23 protein-coding genes are annotated in these 25,590 nt (G+C 68.5%); 13 read left to right on the top strand and 10 right to left on the bottom strand.

The window, feature by feature from the left end; all coding sequences use genetic code 11:
- Positions 1-87 precede the first annotated feature (87 nt).
- A complete protein-coding gene (gene sepH, locus LKD76_RS28535; RefSeq protein WP_227984480.1) occupies positions 88-1,179 on the top strand; it encodes a septation protein SepH in 1,092 nt (363 codons plus the stop codon).
- A gap of 325 nt (positions 1,180-1,504) precedes the next feature.
- Positions 1,505-2,236, top strand: coding sequence for a DUF6928 family protein (locus tag LKD76_RS28530; RefSeq protein WP_227984479.1), 732 nt, complete (start codon positions 1,505-1,507; stop codon positions 2,234-2,236).
- A 12-nt stretch (positions 2,237-2,248) separates the two neighbouring features.
- Here LKD76_RS28530 and LKD76_RS28525 read toward each other — a convergent pair whose 3' ends face one another.
- Complete coding sequence (locus tag LKD76_RS28525) at positions 2,249-2,551, bottom strand: DUF2537 domain-containing protein (RefSeq protein ID WP_227984478.1); 303 nt, start codon at positions 2,549-2,551, stop codon at positions 2,249-2,251.
- A complete protein-coding gene (locus LKD76_RS28520) occupies positions 2,548-3,351 on the bottom strand; it encodes a TrmH family RNA methyltransferase (protein WP_227985441.1) in 804 nt (267 codons plus the stop codon). The genes LKD76_RS28525 and LKD76_RS28520 overlap by 4 nt, the downstream gene beginning before the upstream one ends.
- A 139-nt stretch (positions 3,352-3,490) precedes the next feature.
- Here LKD76_RS28520 and LKD76_RS28515 point away from each other — a divergent pair, with 139 nt between their 5' ends.
- The gene (locus LKD76_RS28515; RefSeq protein ID WP_227984477.1) at positions 3,491-3,850 is read left to right on the top strand and encodes an FKBP-type peptidyl-prolyl cis-trans isomerase; all 360 of its coding nucleotides are present in this window, start codon (positions 3,491-3,493) and stop codon (positions 3,848-3,850) included.
- Between the two features lie 30 nt (positions 3,851-3,880).
- On the opposite strand, the gene LKD76_RS28510 is transcribed toward LKD76_RS28515, so the two are convergent.
- The 5 genes from LKD76_RS28510 to LKD76_RS28490 all read right to left on the bottom strand — a co-directional run bounded on the left by LKD76_RS28510 (position 3,881) and on the right by LKD76_RS28490 (position 9,983).
- The gene (locus tag LKD76_RS28510) at positions 3,881-5,050 is read right to left on the bottom strand and encodes a YhgE/Pip domain-containing protein (RefSeq protein WP_227984476.1); all 1,170 of its coding nucleotides are present in this window, start codon (positions 5,048-5,050) and stop codon (positions 3,881-3,883) included.
- Positions 5,051-5,131: 81 nt separating this feature from the next.
- Positions 5,132-6,526: a sensor histidine kinase gene (locus LKD76_RS28505; protein ID WP_227984475.1), complete on the bottom strand. Its 1,395-nt coding sequence runs from the start codon at positions 6,524-6,526 to the stop codon at positions 5,132-5,134.
- A gap of 67 nt (positions 6,527-6,593) precedes the next feature.
- A complete protein-coding gene (locus LKD76_RS28500; RefSeq protein ID WP_372465943.1) occupies positions 6,594-7,295 on the bottom strand; it encodes a response regulator transcription factor in 702 nt (233 codons plus the stop codon).
- An 82-nt stretch (positions 7,296-7,377) separates the two neighbouring features.
- On the bottom strand, positions 7,378-7,758 hold the full coding sequence (locus LKD76_RS28495; RefSeq protein WP_227984474.1) for a hemophore-related protein: 381 nt from the start codon (positions 7,756-7,758) through the stop codon (positions 7,378-7,380).
- 113 nt (positions 7,759-7,871) lie between these two features.
- Positions 7,872-9,983 carry an AMP-binding protein gene (locus tag LKD76_RS28490; protein ID WP_227984473.1) on the bottom strand — a complete coding sequence of 704 codons (2,112 nt, stop codon included), beginning with the start codon at positions 9,981-9,983 and terminating at the stop codon, positions 7,872-7,874.
- A gap of 318 nt (positions 9,984-10,301) precedes the next feature.
- Between LKD76_RS28490 and LKD76_RS28485 the strand changes: the two genes are divergently transcribed.
- The 5 genes from LKD76_RS28485 (at position 10,302) to LKD76_RS28465 (ending at position 17,076) form a co-directional block, all read left to right on the top strand.
- Entirely contained in the window at positions 10,302-14,063 is a 3,762-nt protein-coding gene (locus tag LKD76_RS28485) for a sensor histidine kinase (RefSeq protein ID WP_227984472.1), read from the top strand.
- Positions 14,060-14,473: a roadblock/LC7 domain-containing protein gene (locus LKD76_RS28480; protein WP_011207200.1), complete on the top strand. Its 414-nt coding sequence runs from the start codon at positions 14,060-14,062 to the stop codon at positions 14,471-14,473. The genes LKD76_RS28485 and LKD76_RS28480 overlap by 4 nt, the downstream gene beginning before the upstream one ends.
- Before the next feature lie 7 nt (positions 14,474-14,480).
- Positions 14,481-14,855 carry a DUF742 domain-containing protein gene (locus LKD76_RS28475; protein WP_227984471.1) on the top strand — a complete coding sequence of 125 codons (375 nt, stop codon included), beginning with the start codon at positions 14,481-14,483 and terminating at the stop codon, positions 14,853-14,855.
- Complete coding sequence (locus LKD76_RS28470; RefSeq protein ID WP_174372252.1) at positions 14,836-15,438, top strand: GTP-binding protein; 603 nt, start codon at positions 14,836-14,838, stop codon at positions 15,436-15,438. The genes LKD76_RS28475 and LKD76_RS28470 overlap by 20 nt, the downstream gene beginning before the upstream one ends.
- A 96-nt stretch (positions 15,439-15,534) precedes the next feature.
- On the top strand, positions 15,535-17,076 hold the full coding sequence (locus tag LKD76_RS28465; RefSeq protein WP_227984470.1) for a carboxyl transferase domain-containing protein: 1,542 nt from the start codon (positions 15,535-15,537) through the stop codon (positions 17,074-17,076).
- Between the two features lie 14 nt (positions 17,077-17,090).
- On the opposite strand, the gene LKD76_RS28460 is transcribed toward LKD76_RS28465, so the two are convergent.
- Complete coding sequence (locus LKD76_RS28460; protein WP_227984469.1) at positions 17,091-17,534, bottom strand: hypothetical protein; 444 nt, start codon at positions 17,532-17,534, stop codon at positions 17,091-17,093.
- Between the two features lie 310 nt (positions 17,535-17,844).
- On the opposite strand from LKD76_RS28460, the gene LKD76_RS28455 reads away from it, so the two are divergent.
- Positions 17,845-18,699: an aldo/keto reductase gene (locus LKD76_RS28455; protein ID WP_227984468.1), complete on the top strand. Its 855-nt coding sequence runs from the start codon at positions 17,845-17,847 to the stop codon at positions 18,697-18,699.
- A 33-nt stretch (positions 18,700-18,732) separates the two neighbouring features.
- Here the strand turns inward: LKD76_RS28455 and LKD76_RS28450 are convergent, their stop codons facing one another.
- On the bottom strand, positions 18,733-19,974 hold the full coding sequence (locus LKD76_RS28450) for an NAD(P)-binding domain-containing protein (protein ID WP_227984467.1): 1,242 nt from the start codon (positions 19,972-19,974) through the stop codon (positions 18,733-18,735).
- Positions 19,975-20,057: 83 nt separating this feature from the next.
- Here LKD76_RS28450 and LKD76_RS28445 point away from each other — a divergent pair, with 83 nt between their 5' ends.
- From LKD76_RS28445 to LKD76_RS28430, 4 genes are all read left to right on the top strand, one after another.
- Positions 20,058-20,783, top strand: coding sequence for an enoyl-CoA hydratase (locus LKD76_RS28445; protein ID WP_227984466.1), 726 nt, complete (start codon positions 20,058-20,060; stop codon positions 20,781-20,783).
- Positions 20,783-21,946, top strand: coding sequence for an MBL fold metallo-hydrolase (locus tag LKD76_RS28440; RefSeq protein WP_372465942.1), 1,164 nt, complete (start codon positions 20,783-20,785; stop codon positions 21,944-21,946). Before LKD76_RS28445 ends, LKD76_RS28440 begins: the two co-directional genes overlap by 1 nt.
- Before the next feature lie 32 nt (positions 21,947-21,978).
- Positions 21,979-22,257 (top strand): antitoxin, encoded by a 279-nt coding sequence (locus tag LKD76_RS28435; protein ID WP_227984465.1) that lies wholly within the window; start codon positions 21,979-21,981, stop codon positions 22,255-22,257.
- Positions 22,258-22,352: 95 nt separating this feature from the next.
- Positions 22,353-24,704, top strand: a complete 2,352-nt coding sequence (locus LKD76_RS28430; protein ID WP_227984464.1) for an ATP-dependent DNA ligase — start codon at positions 22,353-22,355, stop codon at positions 24,702-24,704.
- Positions 24,705-24,785: 81 nt separating this feature from the next.
- Here LKD76_RS28430 and LKD76_RS28425 read toward each other — a convergent pair whose 3' ends face one another.
- Positions 24,786-25,436 (bottom strand): DUF8020 domain-containing protein, encoded by a 651-nt coding sequence (locus tag LKD76_RS28425; RefSeq protein WP_227984463.1) that lies wholly within the window; start codon positions 25,434-25,436, stop codon positions 24,786-24,788.
- Positions 25,437-25,590: the final 154 nt, after the last annotated feature.

The following is a 25,590-nucleotide window of genomic DNA, read 5'->3' as shown; positions in this document are numbered from 1 at the left end:
TGCACTACTGTTCCAGAACGTGGGCGGTGTCGCGAGCTGGTTGGTGCTCGGCGCAGCTGTGATCGACGCAGCGATAAGGAGGTAACGGTGCGTGAACTTCGAGTGATCGGATTGACGCCCGATTCCGCGCACATCGTGTGCGTCGATGCCGAGACCGGTCAGAAGTACCGGCTCGCCGCCGACGAGAAGCTGCGTGCCGCCGCGCGTGGAGACCTTGCCCGATTCGGCCAGATCGAGATCGAAACGGAGGCGACCATGCGTCCTCGCGATATCCAGGCCCGTATCCGTGCCGGTGCGTCCGTGGAACAGGTCACCGAAGAGTCCGGTATGCCGGCGAGCCGGGTGGAGCGCTTCGCCTACCCGGTCCTGCTCGAGCGGGCGCGCGCCGCCGAACTGGCGCAGAAGGCGCATCCGGTGCGCAAGGACGGTCCCGCGGTGGAGACGCTGATCGAGGTCGTCTCGGCCGCCTTCGCCGAGCGTGGGCACAATATCGACATCGCCGAGTGGGATGCCTGGAAGGACGAGAAGAACTACTGGGTGGCCCAATTGCAGTGGCAGGCGGGTCGTTCGGTGATCGCCGCACATTGGCGCTACCAGCCCGATGCGCACGGTGGTTCGGTCATGCCGCTCGACGACCCGGCCTCGGATCTGATCGATCCCGACTTCGGGCGGGCCCTGCGCGGACTGGCCACCATCCTGCCGGAACCGGCGCCCGAGCCCGGCCCGGTGGTGGATCCCGCCCCCGCCGCACCTGTGCAGACCTCCGCCTCGGTGGAGACGGCGCAGGCGGGCCTCGAGGAGTACTACGAGCAGCGGGCCGCCGTCGGCGGTACCGCGGTCCCGGTCAGCGCCAAGGGTGCGGTGGCCAACCCCTCGGGTGCCGGCGCCGCGCCGAGCACCCCCGCGGTGCCCGCTGCCGCGGCCCCGCCCGCCCCGGCGGCGCCGACCGAACCCGCGCCACCGGCGGCACCGGCCCCGGCGCCCGAGCCCACTCCTGCTCCGGCCCCCACGCCGGCGGAACCGGAGACGGCCCCGGCCGCCAAGTCCGCATCCGGCGGTGCGGGCGGGAAGGCCGAGCCCAAGCCGGCGGCGCAGAAGTCCGCGCGGGCCAAGCGCGGGAAGGCGCCGATGCCGTCGTGGGAGGACGTACTGCTCGGCGTGCGGAGCTCGGGTCACTGAATTTCCGAGAACGGGGTTCCGATACCGGAATTCGATCGGCGATACACCCTTCGCGGCGGAGACTTCAAGTCTCCGCCGCGAATTCGTTTCCGGCCGAGGTCTCCCGGACAGGCGGAATGGCGTCGAACCGTCGGGAAAGCGGCCTTGACACGCGCGGTGGTGCCCGAAGCGTCACTGTTTCTGCTGTTGGGGGAGTAGATTTTTGCTATGCGCCCGATTCGCCTCGGTGCGCTGTGAGCAGGCCGCGGTAGCGGATGTGGTCCGCTTCCTGCGAGTTGCTCGAAAGTAACCACGCTTACCCGTTCGAGCTCGGGAGGTGTCGCAGGTGCCGTCCACTGCCTCGTCGATCTGGTACGTCGACGACCCCGATCCGGCAGCCGTACTGCGTGCGCACCCCGATCCCGACCCCGAGGCCGCGTTCGCGCTGGCCAAACAGCTCAATCCCGATCACGATGTCGTCCCGGCCGCCTCCGGCTCGCTGAAGGTCTGGGCCGGACCGGATCCCGGCACGATGTACATCGGATGTTTTCCCGGCGTCACCGTGGTCTGCACGGTGCAGGCGGCGCGCAGCCATCCGACGACCCTGCCCGAACTGCTGATTCGGCCCCTCGCGTCCGAACACACCTACCTGGTCGCCTATGACGCGCCGCTGGGCTGGGGTGCGTTCGCGCATTGGGAACGCGGGGAATTCCGGCGCGCCTTCAGCGCCACCCGGGTGCACATCGTCGAGGACGAGGGGCTGCCGCTGGTGTGGGAGCGCTCGTACTGGGCCGGTGATCATCCGGTTCGACTCCGCCCCGGAGATTTCCCCGACCCGCAGATCCTGCCGTTCGACGCGCCCGAATTCGCCGATGCCGCCAATGAACAATGGCTCGGATTCGGTTATCGCGACGCCGCTTCCACGGCCATGGTGCGTCCCGACGAGATCGCCGTCTGCGGCTTCAGCCTCTATCCCACAGGCCAGGCCCCGGATACGGTGCCGCCCGAACTCGCGGTGCCCGCGCCGGCGAGTAAGCGCTGGTTCGGCTGGCTGCGCGGGCGTGACCGAGTGCTGTGACCACCACGAGAGCTAGTGCGCGACAGCGACGACCAGCAGGATCAGCCAGCCGAGGAGAACGCCGGCACCGAGCCCGGCCAGGACCCAGCGGGTCACCGGGGTGTGGCGCCAGCGCCAGGCGGTCGGTGCGGTGCCGGCCGCGGCCACCAGGTTCACCGCCACCGCGAGGGTCCAGTGCACATGCGCCAGCGCGACGCCGAAGGAATACACCCCGGCCGCGGTGAGCGCCGCGACGAAGACGGAGACGGCGATGCCCGCCGCCCACGGGGTCGGTTCGCCGGTAGGACCGTCCGGCCGCGCGGTCGGTTGATTCACGACGTCCGCACCCTCTCGTAGAAGGCCATCGCCGCCGCGGTAGCGACATTCAGCGAATCGGTGCCGGGTGTCATCGGAACCCGGGCGCGAATATCGGTGGCGCGCATGGCCGCCTCGGTCAGGCCCGGGCCCTCCGCGCCGAGCAGCAGAGCTACCCGCTCGCCGGTCATCGCGGTCGCCAGATTCACCGCTTCCGGATTCGGCGTCAGGGCGATGATCCGAAAACCCTGTTCACGCAGGGTGTGCAGTCCATCGGGCCAGGTCGGCAGCGCGGCGAACGGCACTCGCAGCGCATGCCCCATCGACACCCGGACCGCGCGCCGGTACAGGGGGTCGGCGCAGCGGTCGCCGAACAGCACCGCGTCGGCGCCGAGCCCGGCGGCGTTGCGGAAGATGGATCCGATGTTCTCGTGGTCGTTGACACCCTCGAGCACCGCGACCGTACGTGCCGTGGACAGGATCTCCTCCGGCAGTAGTTCCGGTGGCCGGTACGCCGCGGCGAGGACCCCGCGATTGAGGTGGAAACCGACGATCTCGGCCATCACCCGCGCGTCCGCGCGGTAGTACGGGATATCCACACCGGCGAGGTCGGGAGCGAGCTGATCGAATCGCCGACCGACTCCGAGCAGCGCGAACGGCTGGAATCGCGAGCTCAGCATGCGTTGGACGACCACCACGCCCTCGGCGATGACCAGGCCTTTTCCGCCGGGCAGATCAGGGCGGCGATCCGCCGAGTTCAGGTCACGGAAGTCCGCGACGCGCGGGTCGCCGGGGTCGGCGATATCGATCACGTAGGCCACGGCCATCTATCCTGCCTTCTCGACCCGGAACCGGCCGATTCAACTGTCGTTCAGAACACGGTTTGGCCGGCAACGCTATGGTGAACTCTTTATTGGTTTATCAACAGAACGATTTGCCCATCGAAACGGAAGAGGACGCATGACCAAGCCGGAAGTCGAGTTCCAGGAAGGCCCCGCGCCCGCCACGCTGGTTATCAAGGATCTGGTCGAGGGTGAGGGAGCCGAGGCGGCGCCCGGTGGCACCGTCGAGGTGCACTACGTGGGTGTCGAATACGACTCCGGCGAGGAATTCGATTCGTCCTGGAATCGCGGCGAATCCATCACCTTCCCGCTGCGCGGCCTGATCGAGGGCTGGCAGGAGGGTATTCCGGGAATGAAGGTCGGCGGCCGCCGGCAGCTGACCATTCCGCCGGAGCTGGCCTACGGCCCCGAGGGCGCCGGCCACCCGCTGTCGGGCAAGACGCTGGTCTTCATCATCGATCTGATCAACGTCGCCTGATCGAGGTGTCGCGTCGGCGTCGTCGCCCGGTCATTGCCGGACGACGTCGACGGGATGCGACAGATTCGTCGCCAGCACCGACTGCTGGGACGTACTGCCGGCCGGTAGCGCGGTCAAGGCCTTACCGGTCTGATCTGTCAGATTCGTCGAAATCTGGCGCATCTGGGTGACGCCGCTCGTCACGGCTTGTAGTGCCGCCTGTAATTGGGTGCTCGCCTGATCGGCGAGCTGCGGGATCTGCCCGGCCAGTGCCGCGCCCTGGTCCAACTGGACCGACGCCGCGGTCAGGCGTCCAGCGGCATTGTGCAGGATGGTCCCGATACCGGTGTCCGGATCGGTACTGCTGCCGGTCAGCTCGGTGACTCCGGCCAGCTGCGCGTCGGCCTTACCGGCGATTCCGCGCAGTGCGTCGAGTGTGCCGATGATGTCGGCTAGTTGCGGGTCGGCGGCGAACGGCAGGGACCGCAGCAGTGGCAGCACCTGATCCAGGCCGGTGCTCAGCGCAGCGGCGCTGGTGCTGATCTGTCCGAGGGTCAGCCCGGTCGCATCGAAGGCCCCGCCCAGCTCGTCGGCCTGGCCGCGGGCCTGTCCGAGTGCGGTGTGCACCTCCCCGAGCTGCGCGCTCAGCGCGCCCGCACCGGATTTCGCGGAATCCAGGAAACCCACCATCTGCTGCGCGCCGCCGCTGAACCGGCCCGCGGCATCGGAGGCCGTGCGGACCCCGGCGTCGAGCAGCTGTGAGGTGAAGGCGGCCTGCTGCATCGAGCCGCGCGCGGAACCCACGGCGGCCAGGGTCTGATCCACACCGGCCGCGGCGATCCGCTGCTTCAACTCGGCGACCGCATCGTCGACCGCGGCCGTATCGGCGCGATCGTTGGTGGACACGGTGATCTGCGCACGATGTGGCCGAGCCGTGGTGAGACTGGCCAGTGACGAACTCAGATCGGGCGGCAGGGTGATCACCGCGGCGTGATCGTCCGCACTGGCACCGGGTTCGGCCACGGTCCAGCGGGCAGTGCCCTCCGACTCCAGCGCTCGCGCGATCCGCGCGCCCGTCGGCCCGGCATCGGTATCGACGATCGCGATATCGTCGGGTGCGTCCTCGCTGTGGGTGAGAATCATCACCCCACCCGATACCGCGCCGGCGACCACGAGGGTCACCGCGGTGAGCACTGTCCAGCGAAAACGTTTACCAGCCACGCTGTTCGACCGTAGTGACGGTGAATGCGCAATCACTGGCGGATATCTGAGGGTTCGGTGAGGGAACGCGGTTGCGGCGGCTCAGTGTTCGTTGCCCGCGGGCCGTACCGGACGATCCGGGAGCTCCAAGACCAGGCGCACCCCGCCGAGGGTGCCGTCGTCGAAATAGGCTCGACCACCGTGTAATTGGGCCTGCTGCGCGACCAGTGCCAGCCCGAGACCGGAACCGCCCTTGGTGGCGTTGGCGCCGCGGATGAAACGGTCGAAGACCTGTTGCCGTTCCGCCGCCGGGATTCCCGCACCGTTGTCGTCGACGGAGATGACAATCCGCCCCCCGGGGCTGCGGTGCGCGGAAACCAGTGCCTGGGTGGCGCCGCCGTGGCGCGCCGAATTGGTCAGCGCGTTGTCGACGGCCAGCCGCAGCCCGGCCGGCAGTCCGCGGGTGACCAGTTCGCGATCGGTGTCGATGCGGACGGTGAGTTCGGGGAAGTGCCGCATGGCGTCGTGCGCGGCGTGGTCCACCAGATCTCCGACGTCGGTTTCCACATGGTCGCGGTCGTCGGTGAGCTCACCGGCGGCCAGGCGTTCCAGCGCCGCCAGGGTCGCCTCCACCCGGCCTTGGCTGCGATGCAGATCGTCGAGGATCTCGGCGCGCTGATGCTCGTCGAGATCCAGTGTGCGCAGTACTTCCAGGTCGGTGCGCATGGCGGTGAGCGGAGTGCGCAGCTCGTGGGCGGAGACGGCGGCGAAATCGCGAGCGGTCTCGAGTGCCGCCGCGGTTTCGGCCTGGGCGTAGTGCACCCGTTCGAGTAGTGAATTCACCGCGTCGGAGAGCTTCTCGGCCTCCCACACGCCGGAGCCGTCCACCCGCACCTCGGCCTTGCTCGTCCCGCTGCGCGCGCTGACCTGCCGGGTGAGGTCGCGGATCGGCCGGACGGCGCTGCCGCCGAAGAGCCAGCCCAGCCCGGCCGCGGCGGCCACCGCGAGACCGGCCGCGAACAACACCCACCGGCGTTGTTCGGACATGGTGTGATAGGCGTCGGTCAGCGGGATCGCGATCGAGACCGTGCGCCCCTCCGGCTGATTCTCGGTGGTGGTGAGCACGCGAAACGGCGTGCCCTCCATCGTGACCGTATGCGAGCCCGGTTCCTCCGCCGGGATCCGGACGCTGGTCGAGGCGATGACCTCGCCGTGATCGCGGACCGTCACGGCCATGTCCTTGTTCGGCGTGACCAGCGAGAGCACCCCGACGGCGATGATCGGCTGCATCAGCACGATGCGGGAGGCGATGGTCAGCTCCTGATCGGCCTGCGCCAGGTTGGTGCGCCCCAGCGCCACCACCGACACCCAGCTGAGCACCGCGGTGATGATGATCGCGCCCAGCGCCGCCGCGCCCGCCACCCGGGTGCGCAGCGAATACGAATGCCGGAGCAGGGGGAACCGGCGGCGAGGGGGCGCTGGAGCCGTTTCCGTCATAGGTGTTCCCGCCGTCCGTGCGCGGCCGCCGACGACGCGACCACGGCGAATTCGAGGATGACGCCGCTCATTTCGGCGTCCGCAGGACGAAGCCGACCCCGCGAATGGTGTGCAGCAGGCGCGGGGTGCCGTCGGACTCCAGTTTGCGGCGCAGATAGCCGACGAAGACATCCACCACATTGGTGTCGGCGGCGAAGTCGTAGCCCCACACCAGCTCCAGCAGCCGTTCCCGGCTCAGAACCACACCGGCGTTGCGGGCCAGTGTGGACAGCAGTTCGAATTCCCTTTTGGTGAGCTCGATTTCGGTGCCGTTCAGCAGGGCGCGATATCCGGCGACATCGATGTGCAGCGGTCCCACCGTGATCGAACCGGGCGCCGCCGCCGGGGCATTATCGGTGCGGCGCAGCAGTGCCCGGATCCGGGCCACCAATTCCTTGAGGACGAACGGTTTCACCAGATAGTCGTCGGCGCCCGACTCGAGTCCGGCGATGCGATCGTCGACCGAGCTGCGCGCCGAGAGCACGCAGATCGGCACCTCGTTGCCCATCGCCCGCAGCGCGGTCACCACGCCGGCGCCGTCGAGCACCGGCATGTTCATATCGAGCACGATCGCATCCGGTGACTGCTCGGCCACACAGCGCAGCGCGGCGGCCCCGTCGCGCGCGATGACCACCCGGAACCCGGACAGCCGCAGCCCACGCTCGACGGAGGACAGCACATCCTCGTCATCGTCGACCACCAGCACCGTCGGGGTATCGCTGCTCGTCACGGTGTGCAGTGTAATTTGGCCGCCGCTCCGTCGCGGCGAGGTTCGCGGCGGCCCGGGCCCATCCGAGTCCCTGAGCGGTGGCTCAGTAGTTGTGGCAGGAATCCGCGACTTCCTGGATGGTCTGACTCATACCGCCCGCTCGCGGATCCTGCTGGGCGCGCTGGGCTTCGTCGGGGTGCTCGGCGAGATACTGCTGGAATTCGGCGCGTCGCTGTTCCACCGGCTGATCGAATTTCGCCTTCAGTTCGGCCTTCTGATCCGGATTGGCGTCGAGGATCGAGGCCAGCTGCGGTGCCTTGTCGTGCAGGGCCGCGTCGACCTGAGCGAAGCTACAGGTCGAATTCAGTAGTGGCGCAGCCAATCCGGTCGGATCGGCGGAGGCGGTCGCGGGGACCAGGAGGGCGGCTCCGGCGGCCAGACCCGCCATGGTCAGGGTGGTTGCGGCGATTCCGCGAATGCGCATGTTCTCTCTCCCTGTACGTCGGCACGTTGCGTGCCCGGAACCGTATCGTCGGAGTCTGGGATACCCATGAACCGATTCTGAGAACACCATGAGCGCAATCGGTGAGCGCGATATCAGGAACCGATACTCGAGCCGTTCGGCGTCGCGGTCGGATCGGTGGCGTCGTCGGGGGCGGGATCGGCGGTCGGATCCGTGCCGGCCAGCAATTGGTCCTCGAGTGCGATCAGGACCGCCGGATCCTCGATGGTCGCCGGCATCTCCCAGCTCTCGCCGGAGGCGATCTGGCGAATCGTGCGGCGCAGGATCTTGCCGGAGCGAGTCTTCGGCAGGGCGCGCACCACCGTCACATCGTGCAGCGTGGCGATGGCACCGATCTGATCGCGGACCCGGGCGACGAGTTCGGTGCGCAGCGTGGCGAGTTCGATCTCCACACCGTTCTTGAGCACCACGTACGCGATGGGGCGCTGCCCCTTGAGCTCGTCCGCCACGCCGATCACCGCGGTCTCGGCGACGGCCGGATGCCCGGATATCGCCGCCTCGATGCCGCCGGCCGAGAGCCGATGGCCGGCCATATTGATCACATCGTCGCTGCGGCCGAGGACGTACAGGTAGCCGTCCTCGTCGAAATATCCGGAGTCGCCGGTCAGATAGTGGCCGGGATAGCCCGACAGATAGGACCGGATGAAGCGTTCGTCGTCGCGCCACAGGGTGGTCAGCGAGCCGGGCGGCAGTGGGAGGCCGATCACGATATTGCCCTCCGAGCCCGTGGGGACCGCATCGCCCTCGTAATCGAGCACCCGCAGCCGATATCCGGGGACGGGCACGGAGGCCGACCCCGGTTTGATCGGCAGTTCCTGCAGTCCCAGCGGATTCGCGCAGACCGGCCAGCCGGTTTCGGTCTGCCACCAGTGGTCGACCACCGGGCAGTCGGGCAATCCGTCGAGCACCGTCTCGCGGGTCCAGTCGTAGGTGGCCGGATCGAGGCGCTCACCGGCGCAGAACAGTGCCCGCAGCGAGGACAGGTCGTGGCGGCGGGCGAGCGCGGCCTCGGGGTCGGCGCGGCGGATGGCGCGCAGGGCGGTCGGCGCGGTGAACATCACGTGCACGCCGTACTGCTCGACCAGCCGCCAGTAGGTGCCCGAATCCGGCGTACCGATCGGTTTGCCTTCGAAGAGGATCGTCGTCGCGCCGACCAGCAGCGGGGCGTAGACGATATAGGAGTGGCCGACCACCCAGCCGATATCGGAGGTGGTCAGCATGACCTGACCACCGGAGACGTCGTAGATGTTGCGCATCGACCATGCCAGGGCGACGGCATGTCCGCCGTTGTCGCGGACCACGCCCTTGGGCTTCCCGGTGGTGCCGGAGGTGTAGAGGATGTAGAGCGGATCGGTGGCCGCCACCGAGACCGGATCGGCCGGTTCGGCGTCGCGGACCATATCCTCCCAGTCCAGCCAGCGGGCGGCGACGGTCGCGGCGGAATCGGGCAGGGTTTCGGTGGCGGGTTGAGGTGCGGCGAACCGGATGGTCGGAAAACCCTCGCGCTGCTTGACCACCACGGTGCGGGGCGCGGCGGTCCGCACCTGATCGAGGGCCTGCAGGACGATCGGCGGATATTCGATTCGCTTGTTCGGCTCCAGTCCGCCGGAGGCGGTCACGATCAGGACCGGTTCCGCGTCGTCGATGCGGGCGGCCAGTTCGTGCGCGGCGAATCCGCCGAAGACCACCGAGTGCACGGCGCCGATCCGCGCGCAGGCCAGCATCGCGATCACCGCCTCGGGGATCATCGGCATATAGATGACGACACGGTCGCCGGTGCGTACGCCCAGTCGCAGCATCGCGCCGGCGAACTGGGCGACCTCGGCCAGGAGTTCGGCGTAGGTGTAGACGAGTGTGGTGCCCGTCATAGCGGAGTCGTATATTAGGGCGGGCTGGTCCGCGCGACCGCCCATTTTGTCGGAAATGGCCGTTTCGGTGGCGGTGGCGGTATCGTCAGCTGTCGAGGGCGGTTCCACTGTGAGATCGCGCACATGACGATCGAGGGCGTTGTAGGAGGTGTTGAGGCGAGCATCGGGAAACCACCGTGCCGTCGGCTTCGCCGTGGTGTCGAGGATCTGGGTGGGCGCAACGTCCCAGCTGATCGCCTCGGCCGCGCTGCGCCAGAAGTCCGAGGGGTCGACCAGGCTGGTCTGGTAGGTGGGCCGGTACTCCTGCTTCGCGTTCAACCGTATGACTCCCTGCCTCGCCTCGATACCCGCCTCGATAGATCTGCCTGATTGTGGCAGACTTCACGCGACGTCCGGGCGGCCGCCGCGACCTTTGAGTTTGGCTGGAACAGCCAGGTCAACGACTGGTGGTTACCAAGAGGTCGCACAAGAAGTTATTGATCCGTTAGAATCGCATGTCACATATTTCGGCCGTCATGGACGCAATTTATCGGCCAGCCGCAGTTCCCGGCCCGTTCTGCTTATCGAGCCGCGCGTGCGATCGTGGAGGCTCGCTGTCGGCGCGTGGCTGGGGCCAGTTTGGAAAGTGAGTTGGAGATGCGTGACGCCGCTAGGCCCGTTGGGAGGCGCTGGGCGCTCGGCAACTGGGACCTGCGCTGGAAGGTCACGGCTGTGCTGGCCGTGCCGCTGCTCGTCGCGGTGGTGCTCGGCGCTTCCAGGATCGCGTCCGAGTTCAGCGACTCGAGCCACCTGAACCAGTCGGTCGACCACGTCGAGGCGATTCCGGCGGTCACCGGTCTGAGTGGTGCGGCCGCGACGGTGGCCGGTGGCCAGATGGCCGCCATCAGCCCCACACAATCGTTGGTCCAGGACGCTGACCTGACCAAGCTGGATGCCGCCATCCAGACCGCGCAGAAGGCCGCGGGCAAGCTGGACGGTGTGCCCGGCGCCCGCGATGCGCTCGAGCAGATGATCAAGGGCGCGCAGACGGTTCGCGCGCAGGGCACCAAGCCCTCGCCGGTCCTCGCCGACGCGATCAATCAGGAAGAGTCGATCCGGCAGAACAGCGTGCGCACGGTCGAGGAGATCGTGTCGCAGGTCTCCGACCCCGGGGTCGAGAACGCCAAGCTGCGCCTGGTCGACGCCCTGAACACCCGCGCGGTGGAGGTTTCCCAGGTCGCCGCGGCCGCCAAGACCCTCACCGGTGACGCCAAGGGTGGTCTGCACGACTTCCAGATCGCGGCCAATACCGAGAAGTACATGCTCGGCCTGCTGGCCAAGCGCTTCCCCGAGGGCGATCCGACCATCGCCGAGCTGAACACCCTGCTCGACAACCGGATCTCGATGACCAGCGGCCCGACGGTCGACGTCGGCCAGCTGCCCATCCTGGACATCCGGCAGTCGCTGGTCGACAGCCTCGCCGACTACACCAAGATCGTCAACGCCTCCACCGGGGATATCACCAAGCAGGTCGACGACCTGGCGAGCACGGCGCGCGCCGGCGCGATCCAGTACGCCATCATCGTTGTCCTGACGATCCTCGCCGCGTTGATCTTCGCCGTCCTCGTCGCCCGGGCGATGATCGTGCCGCTGCGTAAGCTGCGCCTCGCCGCGCTGCGCGTCGCCGAGCACGACCTCGGCTACGAGGTCTCGCGACTGCGCGACGGCGCCAGCCCCGAGGATGTGCCGCTCGAACCCATGCCGGTGCACACCGAGGAAGAGGTCGGCCAGCTCGCTCGTGCCGTCGACGACATCCACGGTCAGGCGCTGCGCTTGGCGGCCGATCAGGCCTCGATGCGTACCCAGGTCAACGACATGTTCGAAACCCTGGCGCGGCGGTCCAAATCGCTGGTCGACCATCAGCTCTCGCTCATCGAGGCGATGGAGTACGACGAGAAGGATCCGCGTCTGCTGGAGAACCTCTTCCGGCTGGACCACCTCGCCGCCCGTATGCGCCGAAACGGCGACAACCTGCTGATTCTCGCCGGTACCCGGCAGCGTCGCACCAAGTCCGCGCCGGTCGAGATCGCCGACGTGCTGCGTGCGGCCATCTCCGAGGTCGAGGACTACGAACGCGTGAAGCTGGGCGCGACCCCGCGCGGCGCCGTCACCGAACCGGCGGCCTCCGACCTGGCGCACCTGTTCGCCGAGCTGCTCGACAACGCGCTGCGCGCCTCGCCGCCGGAGACCGACGTCAAGTTCACCTTCGCGCAGGCCCACGATCAGGGTCTGCTGATCGAGGTCGCCGACCGCGGTATCGGCATGCCGCCCGCGGAGATGGCCGCGATCAACAAGCGGCTGGAATCGACCGCGGAGGTCGGCCGCGACACCGCGCGTCACATGGGTCTGTTCGTGGTCGGCCGGCTCGCCGAGCGCCACGGTCTGAACGTCCGGCTGCGCTCGACCTTCGACACCGCTCGTGATCCGGGTGTCACGGTGACCGTGCATGTGCCCAAGGCGATCATCGTCGCGCCGTCGGGTGGTTCGGTCTCCGTGCCGGCCCAGTCCGGCGAGCAGATGTCGGTTCCCACCCAGCGCCCCGCCGCCCCGTCCGCGGCGTCGTCGATGCAGATGCGCGGCGTCACCCGGACGCCGAGCGGCAACATGATGGTCACGGTGGATCCGGGTGTGAGCGGGCCGATTCCGGTCTCGCCGGCCGCCGATGCCGAGGACGACCGCACGGTGCGGGCCAACGGCACCGCCGCGCCCGCCGGCGGTGCGGCCGCCGGTGGGCTGCCGCAGCGCCAGCCGGGCAATGCCGTCCCGGGTGGGTTGCCGCAGCGCCAGCCCGGTGCCAATGCGCCGTCGGCGCGTCATCCCCTCGCCGACGCCGGCTCCGGTCAGCGCGCCGACGCGACCACCCGGATGTCGGAATCGGGTATGCCGGGGCTGCCGCAGCGCGAGCCGGGCGCCAACGGACCGCAGTCGCCGTCCTCGCAGCCGGGTGCGAACCTGCCACAGCGTGGCGGATCCACTACGCCGCAGCCGACCTCCGGTCTGGCCGCCAATATGCTCAAGCGTCAGCCGGGTGCGGCCGGTCAGCCGCCGCGTCCGGGCCGTCCGACCGGTCTGCCGCAGCGGCCGCCGAGCGGAAGTGGCCTGCCGCAGCGTGATTCCGGTTCGGGACTGCCCCCGCGGGAGCCGGGTGCCGGTGGCCTGCCGCCGCGCGGCGGATCCGGTCTGCCGCAGCGGGGGCCGGGCTCCTCGGCGCCGGGCGGTGCGGACGAACGTCCCGCGCCGAAGCCACCGGCTCGTGAACTCGGCCCCACCGGTCTGCCGCAGCGCACACCGGGGACCAACGGCGCACCGGCCTCCGAGGCCCCCAGCGGTCTGCCGCAGCGGGAATCCGCGAGTGGTGGTCTGCCGCAGCGGGAGTCGGCGAACGGCAACGGCCGGGCGCAGCAAGGATCTGCCGCGGGCGGCCTGCCGCAGCGCACACCCGGATCCAACGGTGCGCCCGGACGTGAATCCGGACCCACCGGACTGCATCGCGAGCCGGGTAACGGTCTGCCGCAGCGGGAGTCCGGTAGTGGCTTGCCGCAGCGTGATTCCGGTAGTGCCCTGCCGCAGCGGGGCGCCGGTAGTGGCTTGCCACAGCGGGAGTCGGGTAGTGGTCTGCCGCAGCGGGAGTCGGGTAACGGCTTGCCGCAGCGGGAGTCCGGTGCCGGCTTGCCGCAGCGTGATTCGGGTGGTGGGTTGCCACGGCGGGAGTCGGGCGACGGCTTGCCGCAGCGTGATTCCGGTAGTGGTCTCCCGCAACGCGGTTCGGCCGCGGGCGGACTGCCGCAGCGGCAGCCCGGCGCGGGCCTGCCGCCGCGCCCGGAACCGACACCGGGGCTGAGCCTGCCCGGACGCGATGCGCCGCAGGGGGACAGCTCCGCGGACGGAACGAGCGCGGACTCCGCCGGCGGTGACGGTCGCGAACGTGGCCGCCACAGCTACAAGTCGAATACGCAGAAGACAGCTTCGTTCTTCCAGACCCGGCTGCAGCCCGCAGCCGACGCCGGGCCCACGCTGGGTGGTACGCCGATCTTCGCCGAGATGATGTCGGCGTGGCTGTCGGACCCGAGCTCGGACCGGTCCCAAGTCGCCGCCTCCTTCGAATCCCCAGGTGACGAAGGCTGGCAGGCTGCCCGGCGGGCGGTGGAAACCTCGTCGGAGAAGCGGACGGCGGCCGGATTGCCTCAGCGCGATCCGGGTAATCGATTGGTCCCCGGTGGTGTCATCGGACGGGCCGATCGGACGACGAACCGCGACCCAGAGTCGATCAGGTCAAGTCTGAGTCGTCACCAGCAGGGCGTCCGGGATGGCCGCGCAATGGGAGCAATGAACCTAACCGGAGATAAAGGAGACCGATGAACCCCGATCTAGGTGGTACGAACCGTCAGCTGGATTGGCTGGTTTCGAACTTCGCCAACGAGGTTCCGGGCGTCGCTCATGCCGTGCTGGTTTCGGCGGACGGCCTGTTGATGGCCGCGAGCGCGCAATTGCCCGTTGACCGAGCCGAGCAGCTGTCGGCTGTGACCGCAGGTCTGGCCAGCCTCTCTGTCGGCGTTTCGAACCTGTTCGAAGGCGGCACGGTGCTGCAGTCGGTGGTCGAGATGGAACACGGATACCTACTGCTCATGGCAGTCGGTGACGGTTCCTACCTGGCCGTGCTGACGAACACGTCGTGCGATATCGGCCAGGTGGGATACGAGATGGCTCTGCTGGTCGAGCGCGTGGGCCAGACAGTTCAGGCCACACCTCGCGTCACGATGGGTTCCTGATGGTGGGATGGACATAGACAACCAGCACGTGGGGAGCGCCGAGCCAAGCCTCGTCCGTCCGTACTCGCTGACTGCCGGTCGTACCCGGCCGACGGTGGAGTTGGCCTTGGAGGCACTTGTCGCATCGCATCCGGTCGCTTTCGAGCGGCAGTTCGAACTGACCAACATCGAGACGTCAATCGTGGAGTTGTGCAGAGAATCGCCATCGGTAGCGGAACTGGCCGCCCGACTGGGTATTCCGATCGGGGTGGCACGTGTGCTTGTCGCCGACCTGATCGAGGCGGGACATGTGCGAGTTTCGGCGACTTTGAAAGACGATTCGAGCGACGATGAACGTCGCGAGCTGATCGAAAGGGTTCTCAGTGGACTCCGGCGTATTTGATTCGACGGCCCAGGTCGATACCCGCAACGCCAAGCCGACCTCCGCGAAGATCGTGGTGGCAGGTGGCTTCGGTGTGGGTAAGACGACCTTGGTCGGTGCCGTATCGGAAATTGTTCCGCTACGCACCGAGGCTTTGGTGACCAACGCCAGTGTGGGCGTGGACAGCCTGGCAGCCGTGCCGACGAAGGCCACCACCACGGTGGCCATGGACTTCGGCAGGATCAGCCTCGCCGACGATTTGGTGCTTTATCTGTTCGGCACACCCGGCCAGTACCGCTTCTGGTTCATGTGGGACGACCTGATTCGTGGCGCCATCGGGGCGGTAGTGCTGATCGACACCAGACGGCTCGAGGACAGCTTCGCTGCCGTCGACTACTTCGAAGCTCGCGGCCTGCCGTTCCTGGTGGCCATCAACGAGTTCGACGACGCACCGCGGTACCCCCTGGAGGACATCCGCCAGGCGCTGGCCGTTCCGGCGGATGTGCCGATCATGTCGATCGACGCACGCCGGCGCGAGCCGGTGAAGCAGGCGCTGGTCTCGGTCACCGAGTACGCGCTGCGCAAAGTGGTTCAGGGTTACTGATACATCGACGACCGGCCGCACTGCGAGGCGGTCGGGTCGGCGCGTGGTTCCGCCACGACCGCGGATCTCCATGCCCGGCGTGGTTACGCTCGGGGCGTGAAGATCGCGGCGCGTGAGTTTTTCGATGGTGTGCTCGATCCCGGTTCGTATCGCAGCTGGGATCGAGAACCGATCGAGGTCTCGGCCTCGCCGGCGTATCGTTCGGAACTGGCCGCTGCCGCCGAGCGCAGCGGCACCGACGAGTCGGTGCTGACCGGTGAGGGAATGTTGCGTGGCCGCCGGGTCGCGGTCGTCGCCTGTGAATTCGGATTTCTCGCCGGATCGATCGGTGTGGCCGCCGCCGAGCGGATCATCACGGCCATCGAGCGCGCCACCGAATCGGGACTTCCGCTCCTGGCCTCACCCACCTCCGGCGGTACCCGCATGCAAGAGGGCACCGTCGCCTTCGTGCAGATGGTGAAGATCGCCGGTGCGCTGGCCGCGCACAAATCGGCTGGTCACCCCTACCTGGTGTATCTGCGCAATCCGACGATGGGCGGGGTGTTCGCGTCCTGGGGTTCGCTGGGGCACATGACCTTCGCCGAACCCGGGGCGTTGATCGGCTTCCTCGGTCCGCGGGTGTACGAGGCGCTCTACGATCGGCCGTTTCCCGAGGGTGTGCAGACCGCGGAGAATCTGTACCGCAACGGGGTCATCGACGGTGTGGTTCCGGTACGGGTGTTCCGGCGCATCGCCCATCGGGTCCTGAATGTGACGGTATCCGCTGCGTACCAAGCGGTTTCGGATGATCGCCGGCGCGGCGGCTCGGCGGGGCCCGGCTCCGGGGCCGCGGGGCCGGCGCCTGTTTCCGCCGGGGGCACGGCCGATGACGTGGCGGCCTGGCGATCGGTTCTCATCTCTCGTGATCCCGCTCGTCCGGGCATTCGGGAACTCCTGCGGCAGGTCACCGACCGGGTACCGCTCAGCGGCACCGGTCAGGGCGAATCCGACCGCACCGTGGTGCACGCCCTGGCCCGCCTACGCGGTGAACCGTGCGTGATTTTCGGGCACGACCGCGCCGGTCGGACCGGTGAGAACACCATGGGCCCGGCCGCATTACGCGAAGCGCGCCGCAGTATGCATCTCGCCGCGGAACTGCGTCTGCCGCTGGTGCTGGTGATCGATACCGTCGGCGCGGCGCTGTCCCGTGAGGCGGAGGAACGCGGTCTCGCTCCCGAAATCGCCCGCTGCCTGGCCGATCTCGTCACTCTGGACACCCCGACGGTGTCGGTGCTGCTGGGGCAGGGCAGCGGCGGCGGGGCTTTGGCGCTGTTGCCCGCGGACCGGGTGCTGGCGGCCACCCATGCCTGGCTGGCTCCACTTCCGCCGGAGGGCGCCAGTGCCATCGTCTTCCGCGACACCGCGCATGCTCCGGAACTCGCCGCGGCCCAGCGAATTCGGGCCGAGGATCTGCTGGCCGACGGGATCGTGGACCGGATCGTCCCCGAGAACCCCGACGCGGCCGTCGAGCCCATCGATTTCTCGCGCCGTATGGTCGCCGCGATCGCCGGCGAGCTGGCGGACCTCCGAAGGGAATCCGCCGCCTCGCTGCGAGCCGGGCGCCGGATGCGTTATCGGCGCCTGGGGGTTCCCGGCTGATCCACAGCCGGGAGTCAGGGCACCAGCAGATACCACTCCGCGAACGGCCCCTGTATCGGCCACGTATCCGCCATGATCTTGGCCGGGCCCATCCCGATCCACAGGTCCACCGTCACCGTCTCGCCCGGTGCCGCGTCGGTGCGTACGTAGACATCCTGGGCCCGCGCGCCGGCCGAACCGACCCAGCCCAGCATCACGTGATTACCGCAGGGGCCTCGCTGGTAGCCCATCGGTGTGACGTGCGCGAGCACATGTCCGGGCGCGCGGGGTGCGGCTTCCACGGCCACCCCGATCGTGCCCGCGCAGAAATTGGCGTCGCCGAAGGTGTACAACGTGGTCCCGAACGGCGCCCACTGGGGCAGCGGGTCGGCCTGTGCCGCGGTCGCTCCCATTCCGCAGGCCAGCACGGCGGCCACTGCCGACACCAGTAATCTCGCCACGGTTCGTCGCGCTGTCATCTGTCGGTGTCCTTCCCGCACGAGGACTCGGCCGTCGACTCGGCCCAGCCGACGGTAACGGTATCCAATCCTGTTGACCGACAGCGTTTTACATCTTCTCGTGGCTGGAAAGCCGTCCGCTCCGGCGTCGCGGCCGGAACGCGGGCCCGCCACGGCGGGATCGTCGGCAACCGCGGGTCGCGGACGCCGGCGCGCCGACCCCCGGCCCGCGATCGCCGGTGGCCGGAGACGCCGGTGTCGGCATGCTCACCTGCGAACACGCAGGTGGCTGTCGTTGACGGGTCGGCCGAGCGCTTCTACGGTCGGAGTGGTGACCTTTCGCAGCGAGAGCGGCCCAGTCCCGTCGGTGATCCTCAATGACGGTCATCTGATCCCCCGGCTGGGGTTCGGCGTGTTCCAGGTGCCGGAGGGGGAGACGGCCGAGGCTGTGACGTCGGCCCTGGCAGCGGGGTATCGCAGTATCGACACGGCGGCGGCCTACGGGAACGAGGCCGAGGTCGGTCGGGCGATCGCGGAATCCGGGCTCGCGCGCGACGAGGTGTTCGTCACCACCAAGCTGTGGAACTCCGATCAGGGCTACGACTCCACGCTGCGGGCGTTCGACGCGAGTATGGACAAGCTCGGGCTCGAGTATCTGGACCTGTATCTGATCCACTGGCCGGTCGCGGCGGCCGACCGGTACGTCGACACCTTCCGCGCGTTCCAGTCGCTGAAGGCGGCGGGCCGGATCGGGTCGATCGGTGTCTCGAACTTCCAGATCGAACATCTGCGGCGGCTGATCGCGGAGACCGGCGAGGTGCCCGTGGTCAACCAGATCGAGCTGCATCCGGCGCTCGCGCAGACGACGCTGCGCGCGTTCCACGCCGAGCACGGGATCGCCACCGAGGCGTGGAGCCCGCTGGGGCAGGGCGCCGAACTGAAGGATCCCACCGTCGGCGCCATCGCCGAGCAGATCGGCCGCACGCCCGCGCAGGTGCTGATCCGCTGGCATCTGCAGCTGGGCAATATCGTGATCCCGAAGTCGGTGCACGCTGATCGCATCCGGGAGAATTTCGATGTCTTCGGGTTCGAACTGGACGCTGACCAGATGACGACGATCAGCGCACTCGACACCGGAACCCGGGTCGGCCCCGACCCCGACACCTTCGCGATGGGCCTCGACTGAGGCATAGGGCCGGAGTGTGAGCCCCGGACCGAGTCACTCGGGCACGGAGTGTCCGATCCCGAGGTGGCGCGTGAGCTCCACGGCGGCGGCCCGGCCCGCGCGATTGGCACCGATGGTGCTGGCCGATGGGCCGTATCCGATCAGGTGAATGCGCGGGTCGGCGGCGACCTCGGTCGCGAGCCGGCCCGTCATCGTGATGCCGCCGCCGGGCCCGCGCAGGCGCAGCGGCGCCAGGTGATCGAGGGCGCTGCGGAAACCGGTCGCCCACAGGATCACCTGAGCCGGCCGGAAGGTGCCGTCGGCCCAGCGCACACCCTCCGGCTCGATCCGCGCGAACAACGGATGCCAGGTCAGGGCGCCGCGGGCGCGAGCGGCGCGGATCCGGTCGTCGACCGGCAGCCCGGTGACCGACACCACCGACCGCGGCGGCAGTCCGCGCCGGACCCGGTCTTCGACCATGGCTACCGCCCGCCGGCCGTCCTCGGGGCCGAAGGGCCCCTCGCGCCAGCGTGGCTCGGTCCGTGACACCCAGGTGGTGCTGGTGACCTGTGAGATCTCGTCCAGGAGCTGGACGGCCGAGATGCCCGCGCCGACGACCACGACATGTTTGCCGGCGAACTCGGCGGCGCTGTGGTAGTCGTGGGCGTGCAGCTGCCGGCCCGCGAAGGTCTCCGCGCCCGGATAGTACGGAATGAACGGTTTCTCCCAGGTTCCGGTCGCATTGATCAGTCCGCGGGTGCGTACCGTGGTGATCGGGCCGGGTGCTGCCGCCGGCCGGCTCTCGTTCACGGAATCCGCTGTGCCCGAATGCTTTTCGGAGATCTCGGTCTCGACGTGCAAGAGTCCGTCGACCTGGGCGCCGGGGCAGGTCGCGGTACTGGCCCGGTCGCAGACCACCCGGACCGAAACCGGTCGCCGCACCCTCAGTTCGGACCTCTTCTCGTACAGATCGAAGTAATGCGGCACCGCCGTGGCCGCGGGCACGGAATCCGAACCGGGCGGCAGGGTTTCGGTGAACGACATCCCGGGCAGGTCGTGGACCCGGTTCACCGTGCTCAATGTCAATGAGGGCCAGCGGAACTGCCAGGCGCCACCCGGACCCGGAGAGTGGTCGACGATCAGGAAATCGCGTTCCGGTGTGAGGCCCAGTCGCCGCAGGTGATAACCGACCGACAGTCCGGCCTGGCCGGCGCCGATCACCACAATCTCGAAATCGGGTTCGGTCACCGCCGTCACAGTACGCGTCGGGTGCGCTGCGGCAACGGTCCGCCACATACAGTGAAAGGGTCGATACCGACCGGCGGGTGTGGTGAGACACGCCCACGGTCTCGAGAACCGCGCGAATGGGGAGAGGTCAGATGCTGGCAGTGAGCCGGGATGGTGACGTGGTCACCATCGAATTGCAGCGCCCGCAGCGCCGCAACGCCCTCAACGACGAGTTGGTGGCGGCGTTGCGCGATGCGGTCGTGTCCGCGGCGGCGGATGCGCGGGTGATCGTGCTGACCGGTCAGGGACCGATCTTCAGCGCGGGCGCCGATCTGTCGGGGGTGTACTCACAGGATTTCCTCGCCGGACTGGTCGACCTGCTGCGGACGATCGAAACGGTGCCGGTGCCGGTCATCGCCGCGATCAACGGCGGTGCGCTGGGGGCCGGGGTGCAGTTGGCCCTGGCGTCGGACCTGCGGGTGATGAGTCCCGATTCCTATATCGCCGTCCCGGCCGCGAAGCTGGGCATCTCGGTGGATCGCTGGACGGTGCGCCGGCTCGCCGCCCTGATCGGCGGTGGTCCCGCCCGTACCGTGCTGATGGGTGCGGAGTCGGTATCGGCCTCGGACGCATACGCTTTCGGCTTCGCGAACCGGATCGGGACGCTGGCCGACGCGCAGGAATGGGCGAAGTCGATCGCCGAACTCGCACCGCTGTCGCTGCGGCATCTGAAATTGGTGTTCAACGACGACGGCACTCGCGGTGAGGACACTCCCGAACAGCGGGCTGCCCTGGAGGCGGCCTGGCGCAGCGCCGACGCCGAAGAGGCGCGGCTGGCGCGGGAGCAGAAGCGCGCGGCGAAGTTCGTGGGCCGCTGATGGCCGGCAGAGGTTTCGCCAGGGGTACCGCCGCGACGGTACGGCGCACGGCGGTGGCCGCTGCCGGGTTGGTCGGACTGCGCTGGGTGGCGCGGGCGGCATGGCGGATTCCCGTCGAGATGGGCGCGTCCGCCGCCGCCGTCGCACCGCTGGCCGCCGGGTCGGCCAGCTATCGCAACCGGCAGTTCCACAACACCGAGCCCAGTACGCAGATCGCGCCCGGTTCCGGGTTGTCGCTGCTGCTGTCGGCGCTGACCCGGCGTGATGTGGGCCGGCCGCCGGCGGATATCCCGCTGGCGACCGCCAGTCATCCGGAACAGGCGGCCGAGCTGGCCGTGACCTGGTTCGGCCACGCCACGGCCCTGCTCGAGGTGGACGGCTTCCGCGTCCTCACCGATCCGGTCTGGAGTGAGCGGGTCTCGCCGTCGCCGCTGGTCGGGCCGGCTCGCCTGCATCCGGTGCCGGCGCCGCTGTCGGAGCTGCCGCCCGTCGACGCGGTGGTCATCTCGCACGACCACTACGACCACCTCGATCGCGAGACCGTGCGGGCGCTCGTGGCGAGTCAGGACGCGCCTTTCGTGGTGCCCATCGGGATCGGCGCACATCTGCGGAAGTGGCAGGTGCCCGACGCGCGCATCATCGAATTGGACTGGGGCACTTCGACGTCGATCACCCGGGCCGATGGCGGCGAACTGACCGTCACCTGCACCGAGGCGCGGCACTTCTCCGGCCGCGGCCTGACCCGCAACACCACACTGTGGGCATCGTGGGTGTTCGCGGGGCCGCGCCGGCGGGCCTACTTCGGTGGCGACACCGGCTACACCAAGGCGTTCGCGGAGATCGGCGCCACCTACGGCCCGTTCGATCTGACGCTGCTGCCGATCGGCGCCTACGACGTGCACTGGCCGGATGTGCACATGAACCCCGAGGAGGCCGTGCGCGCCCACGCCGATGTATGCGTCGGCGACGCGCGGTACGGGATGCTGGTGCCCATCCACTGGGCCACCTTCAATCTGGCCTTCCACGGTTGGTCGGAACCTGTCCGTCGACTGGTTACCGCTGCCCGCGCGGCGGGTACTCCGGTCACAGTGCCCCTCCCGGGCGAGCGGATTGATACAAATGCGGCATCACCGCAGGTCTCGTGGTGGGAGGATGTGCGCTAGGAACACAATCGACGAGTGGAGGAGTGGGCTTCATGAGCTTGATGGATACGCTCAAGGGCTTGATGGGCAAGGGGCGCGATGTCGCCTCCGAGAATGCCGAGAAGATCCACGGTGCCGTCGACAAGGCTGGTGGCTTCATCAACGAGAAGACCGGCGGAAAGTACTCCGATCACATCGGCAAGGGCACCGACGCCATCAAGAAGAGCATCCCGGAGCAGGACGGCGGCACCACCCCGACGCCCGAACCGCCGCAGACTCCGCAGACCCCACCGGCCACGCCGCCGCAGGCGCCGCAGCCGCCGGAGGGCTGAGCGGGACACAGGCGAAGTCACTCGCCGAGCGACGACGGGTCCCATCGGAGGTTTCGCTCCTCCGGCGGGGCCCGTTCTCCCTCTACACTGCGGATATGGCGGCGCGCCGCGATTTCGGGGGCATCGAGGTCGGTCTGACCAACCTCGACAAGGTCCTGTATCCGGCGACCGGCACCACCAAGGGGGAGGTGGTCGAGTACTTCACCACCATCGCCCCGGCCCTGCTGCCCCATATCGCCGATCGCCCGGTGACGCGCAAGCGGTGGCCCAACGGTGTGGGCGAATCATCGTTCTTCGAGAAGAATCTGGCAGCGCACGCACCGAAGTGGATCGCACGCCGATCGATCGAACATTCCGGTCGTCGGGTGCAGTATCCGGTCATCGATTCGGTGGCCGGGCTGGCCTGGCTGGGACAGCAGGCGGCGCTGGAAATACATGTGCCGCAATGGCGTTTCGCCGGTGCGTCGCCGGGTCCGGTGACCCGCCTGGTCTTCGATCTGGATCCCGGCCCCGGAGTGGAACTCGCCGATTGCGCGTCGGTGGCCCTGTGGATTCGCGACACCGTGCGCGATGCCGGACTCGACGCCTACCCGGTCACCAGTGGAAGTAAGGGAATACACGTCTACGTGCCGCTGGACCGGGTGCTCGGTCCCGGCGGGGCGTCGACGGTCGCCAAACAGCTGGCCACCGGCCTGGAACAGCTACATCCCAAGCTGGTGACGGCGACGATGGCGAAGGCGGCACGGCCGGGCAAGATCTTTCTGGACTGGAGTCAGAACAACCCGTCGAAAACCACCATCGCGCCGTATTCACTGCGTGGCCGGGACCATCCGACGGTGGCCGCGCCGCGCAGCTGGGACGAGATCGCGGATCGGAAGAATCTGCGCCAGTTGCGTTTCGACGAGGTGATCGAGCGCTGGCGGGCCGATGGTGACCTGCTCGCGGGGCTCGATCCCGCCGCGGGGAACGAGTCCGATGCGCCGGATCCGTTGCAGACCTATCGGTCGATGCGCGATCCGGGCCGGACACCCGAACCGGTGCCGAAAGGGCCGCCCGCGGCCGGACCGGGGAATCGCTACGTGGTGCAGGAACATCATGCGCGGCGGCTGCACTGGGATGTGCGCCTCGAACGCGACGGTGTGCTGGTGTCGTGGGCGGTGCCGAAGGGGCCGCCGACCTCGCCGTCGGAGAACCGGCTGGCCGTGCACACCGAGGATCATCCGCTGGAGTATCTCGATTTCCACGGCTCCATTCCGCGCGGTGAGTACGGCGCCGGCCGGATGACGGTCTGGGATTCCGGTACCTATGAGACCGAGAAATGGCGTGACGACGAGGTCATCGTGCGATTTCACGGCGAACGTCTCACGGGCCGATACGCATTCATCCGCACCGGCGGCACACAGTGGCTGATGCATCTGATGAAGTCGCAGGCGGCCGAGACGGACGAGGCATCCGAATCCGGCGGCGATGCCTCGGTAGAGCCGGTCCGCGGTGCGGGCAGTGGTCGTCTGAGAGGTTCGGCCGACCTGCCGCGTGGATTGTCACCGATGCTGGCGACCCCCGGTGATGTCGCGAAACTCGGTGCGCGCGATTGGGTTTTCGAGACCAAGTGGGACGGATTCCGGGTCATCACCGAAATCGATGACGGGACCGTGGTGGTGCGCAGCCGCGCGGGCAATACGGTGACCGATCGCTATCCGCGGCTGGCCTCGCTCGGCCGTGAACTCCGCGGCCATCGGGTCGTACTCGACGGCGAGGCGGTGGTCTTCGACGAGCGGGGAGTCGCGAATCTGGCGCTGCTGCAGTCGAATGCGGCGCAGGCCGTACTCGTCGCCTTCGATGTGCTGTATCTGGACGGCACCTCACTGCTTCGCAAACGTTACGCCGATCGACGGCGGGTGCTGGAGGCATTGGCCGCCCGCGCACCGTCACTCCTGGTGCCGCCGCGACTGGAAGGCGGGGGCGCCGAGGCGCTGGCCTACAGTCGCGAACACGAACTCGAGGGGGTGGTGGCCAAGCGTAAGGATTCGGTGTATCTGCCCGGCCGGCGCGGGCAGACCTGGATCAAGACTCGCAACTGGCGCACGCAGGAGGTGATCGTCGGCGGCTGGCGGCGCAGTGCCGCACGGGAATTCGCGTCGCTACTGGTCGGCGTTCGGCACGAGGGCGAGCTGTACTACATCGGCCGCGTCGGCACCGGATTCAGTGATCGGGCGATGGCCGAACTCACCCCGCGCCTGCGTCGGCTGCGGCGCGAAACCAGCCCGTTCGTCAACGAGCTCACCGCTGACGAACGCAAGGACGCGGTCTGGGCGACGCCGAAACTGACGGGCACAGTGCGGTACATGAACTGGACCGACTCCGGACGGTTGTGGCATCCGGCGTGGTTGGGGGAGGACGGCGAGGCGCCCGGCGAACAGGCGCCATCAGCGCGACGCCGACCCTGATCCGAGACCGGCCGAGCGTGGCGCCCGGCGACCCCGGTCGGGAGGTCGCCGGGCGCCGAGTACCCGGGCGGGCCGAGGGAATCAGTAGGCGTAGACCTCGTTCCACTTGGTGGTTCCGGGCGCCGCGGCGAGTGTGTTGACGAGATCGATCGCGGCGATGACCAGTGTCGGTCCGCCGACGACCACGGTGCCGATGATGGCGCCGACGCTGGCGCCGGTGATGAATCCGGGAATCGCGCCGATACCGCCGGCCGCGGCCCCGACCACCAGGCCGATACCCGCGCCGATCGCGGTGCCGATGAATCCGCCGATGGCCGTGGCGATCCCGAATTGGGTCGCGAAGGCATTCATCGCGTCCTGGTTCTCCCGCATGGAAGCCACCGGTGCCGCCCGCACCGGGCGGGCCGCGGCGGCATCCTTCACCACAGTCAGATCCAGCACCCGCGCATCGTTGCGAACCTGGTGTGGCAGGGGATATTCCAGTCCGTCCTGCCGGATGGACAACGGGAGAGTGATCAGGGGGTGGCCCGTCGCGTCGGTGACATCGACGGTCCGTCCGTCGGCGCCGACGCGGAAGAAGCCGCCGTCGAGTGTGGTCTCGACGGTGTTGCCGACCAACTTCGACTCGTAACGCACCTGCGGTGCGCTGGAATCGGCATGGGCGGTGCCGGCCCCGAGGGCGACGGCGACCACTGCCGGCAGAACGACGGCAGCGAACTTGCGCAGAATCATTCCGTTTCCAATCTTCATCAGGAAGAAAAACCGTGCAGCCGAAAACGACGCGCGCAGAACCGATACCCCCGACATGTCACACCACAAGTGCGCGTAGAGCCGTAGCCCGGCTAACTCACGGATGTAACCGTACCTTCACTGAGTGGCAAAGGGT

Source organism: Nocardia spumae (assembly GCF_020733635.1).
Lineage (GTDB): Bacteria > Actinomycetota > Actinomycetes > Mycobacteriales > Mycobacteriaceae > Nocardia > Nocardia spumae.
Note: the sequence above shows the minus strand (reverse complement) of the source record. Positions and strands in the feature narration are given on the sequence as shown.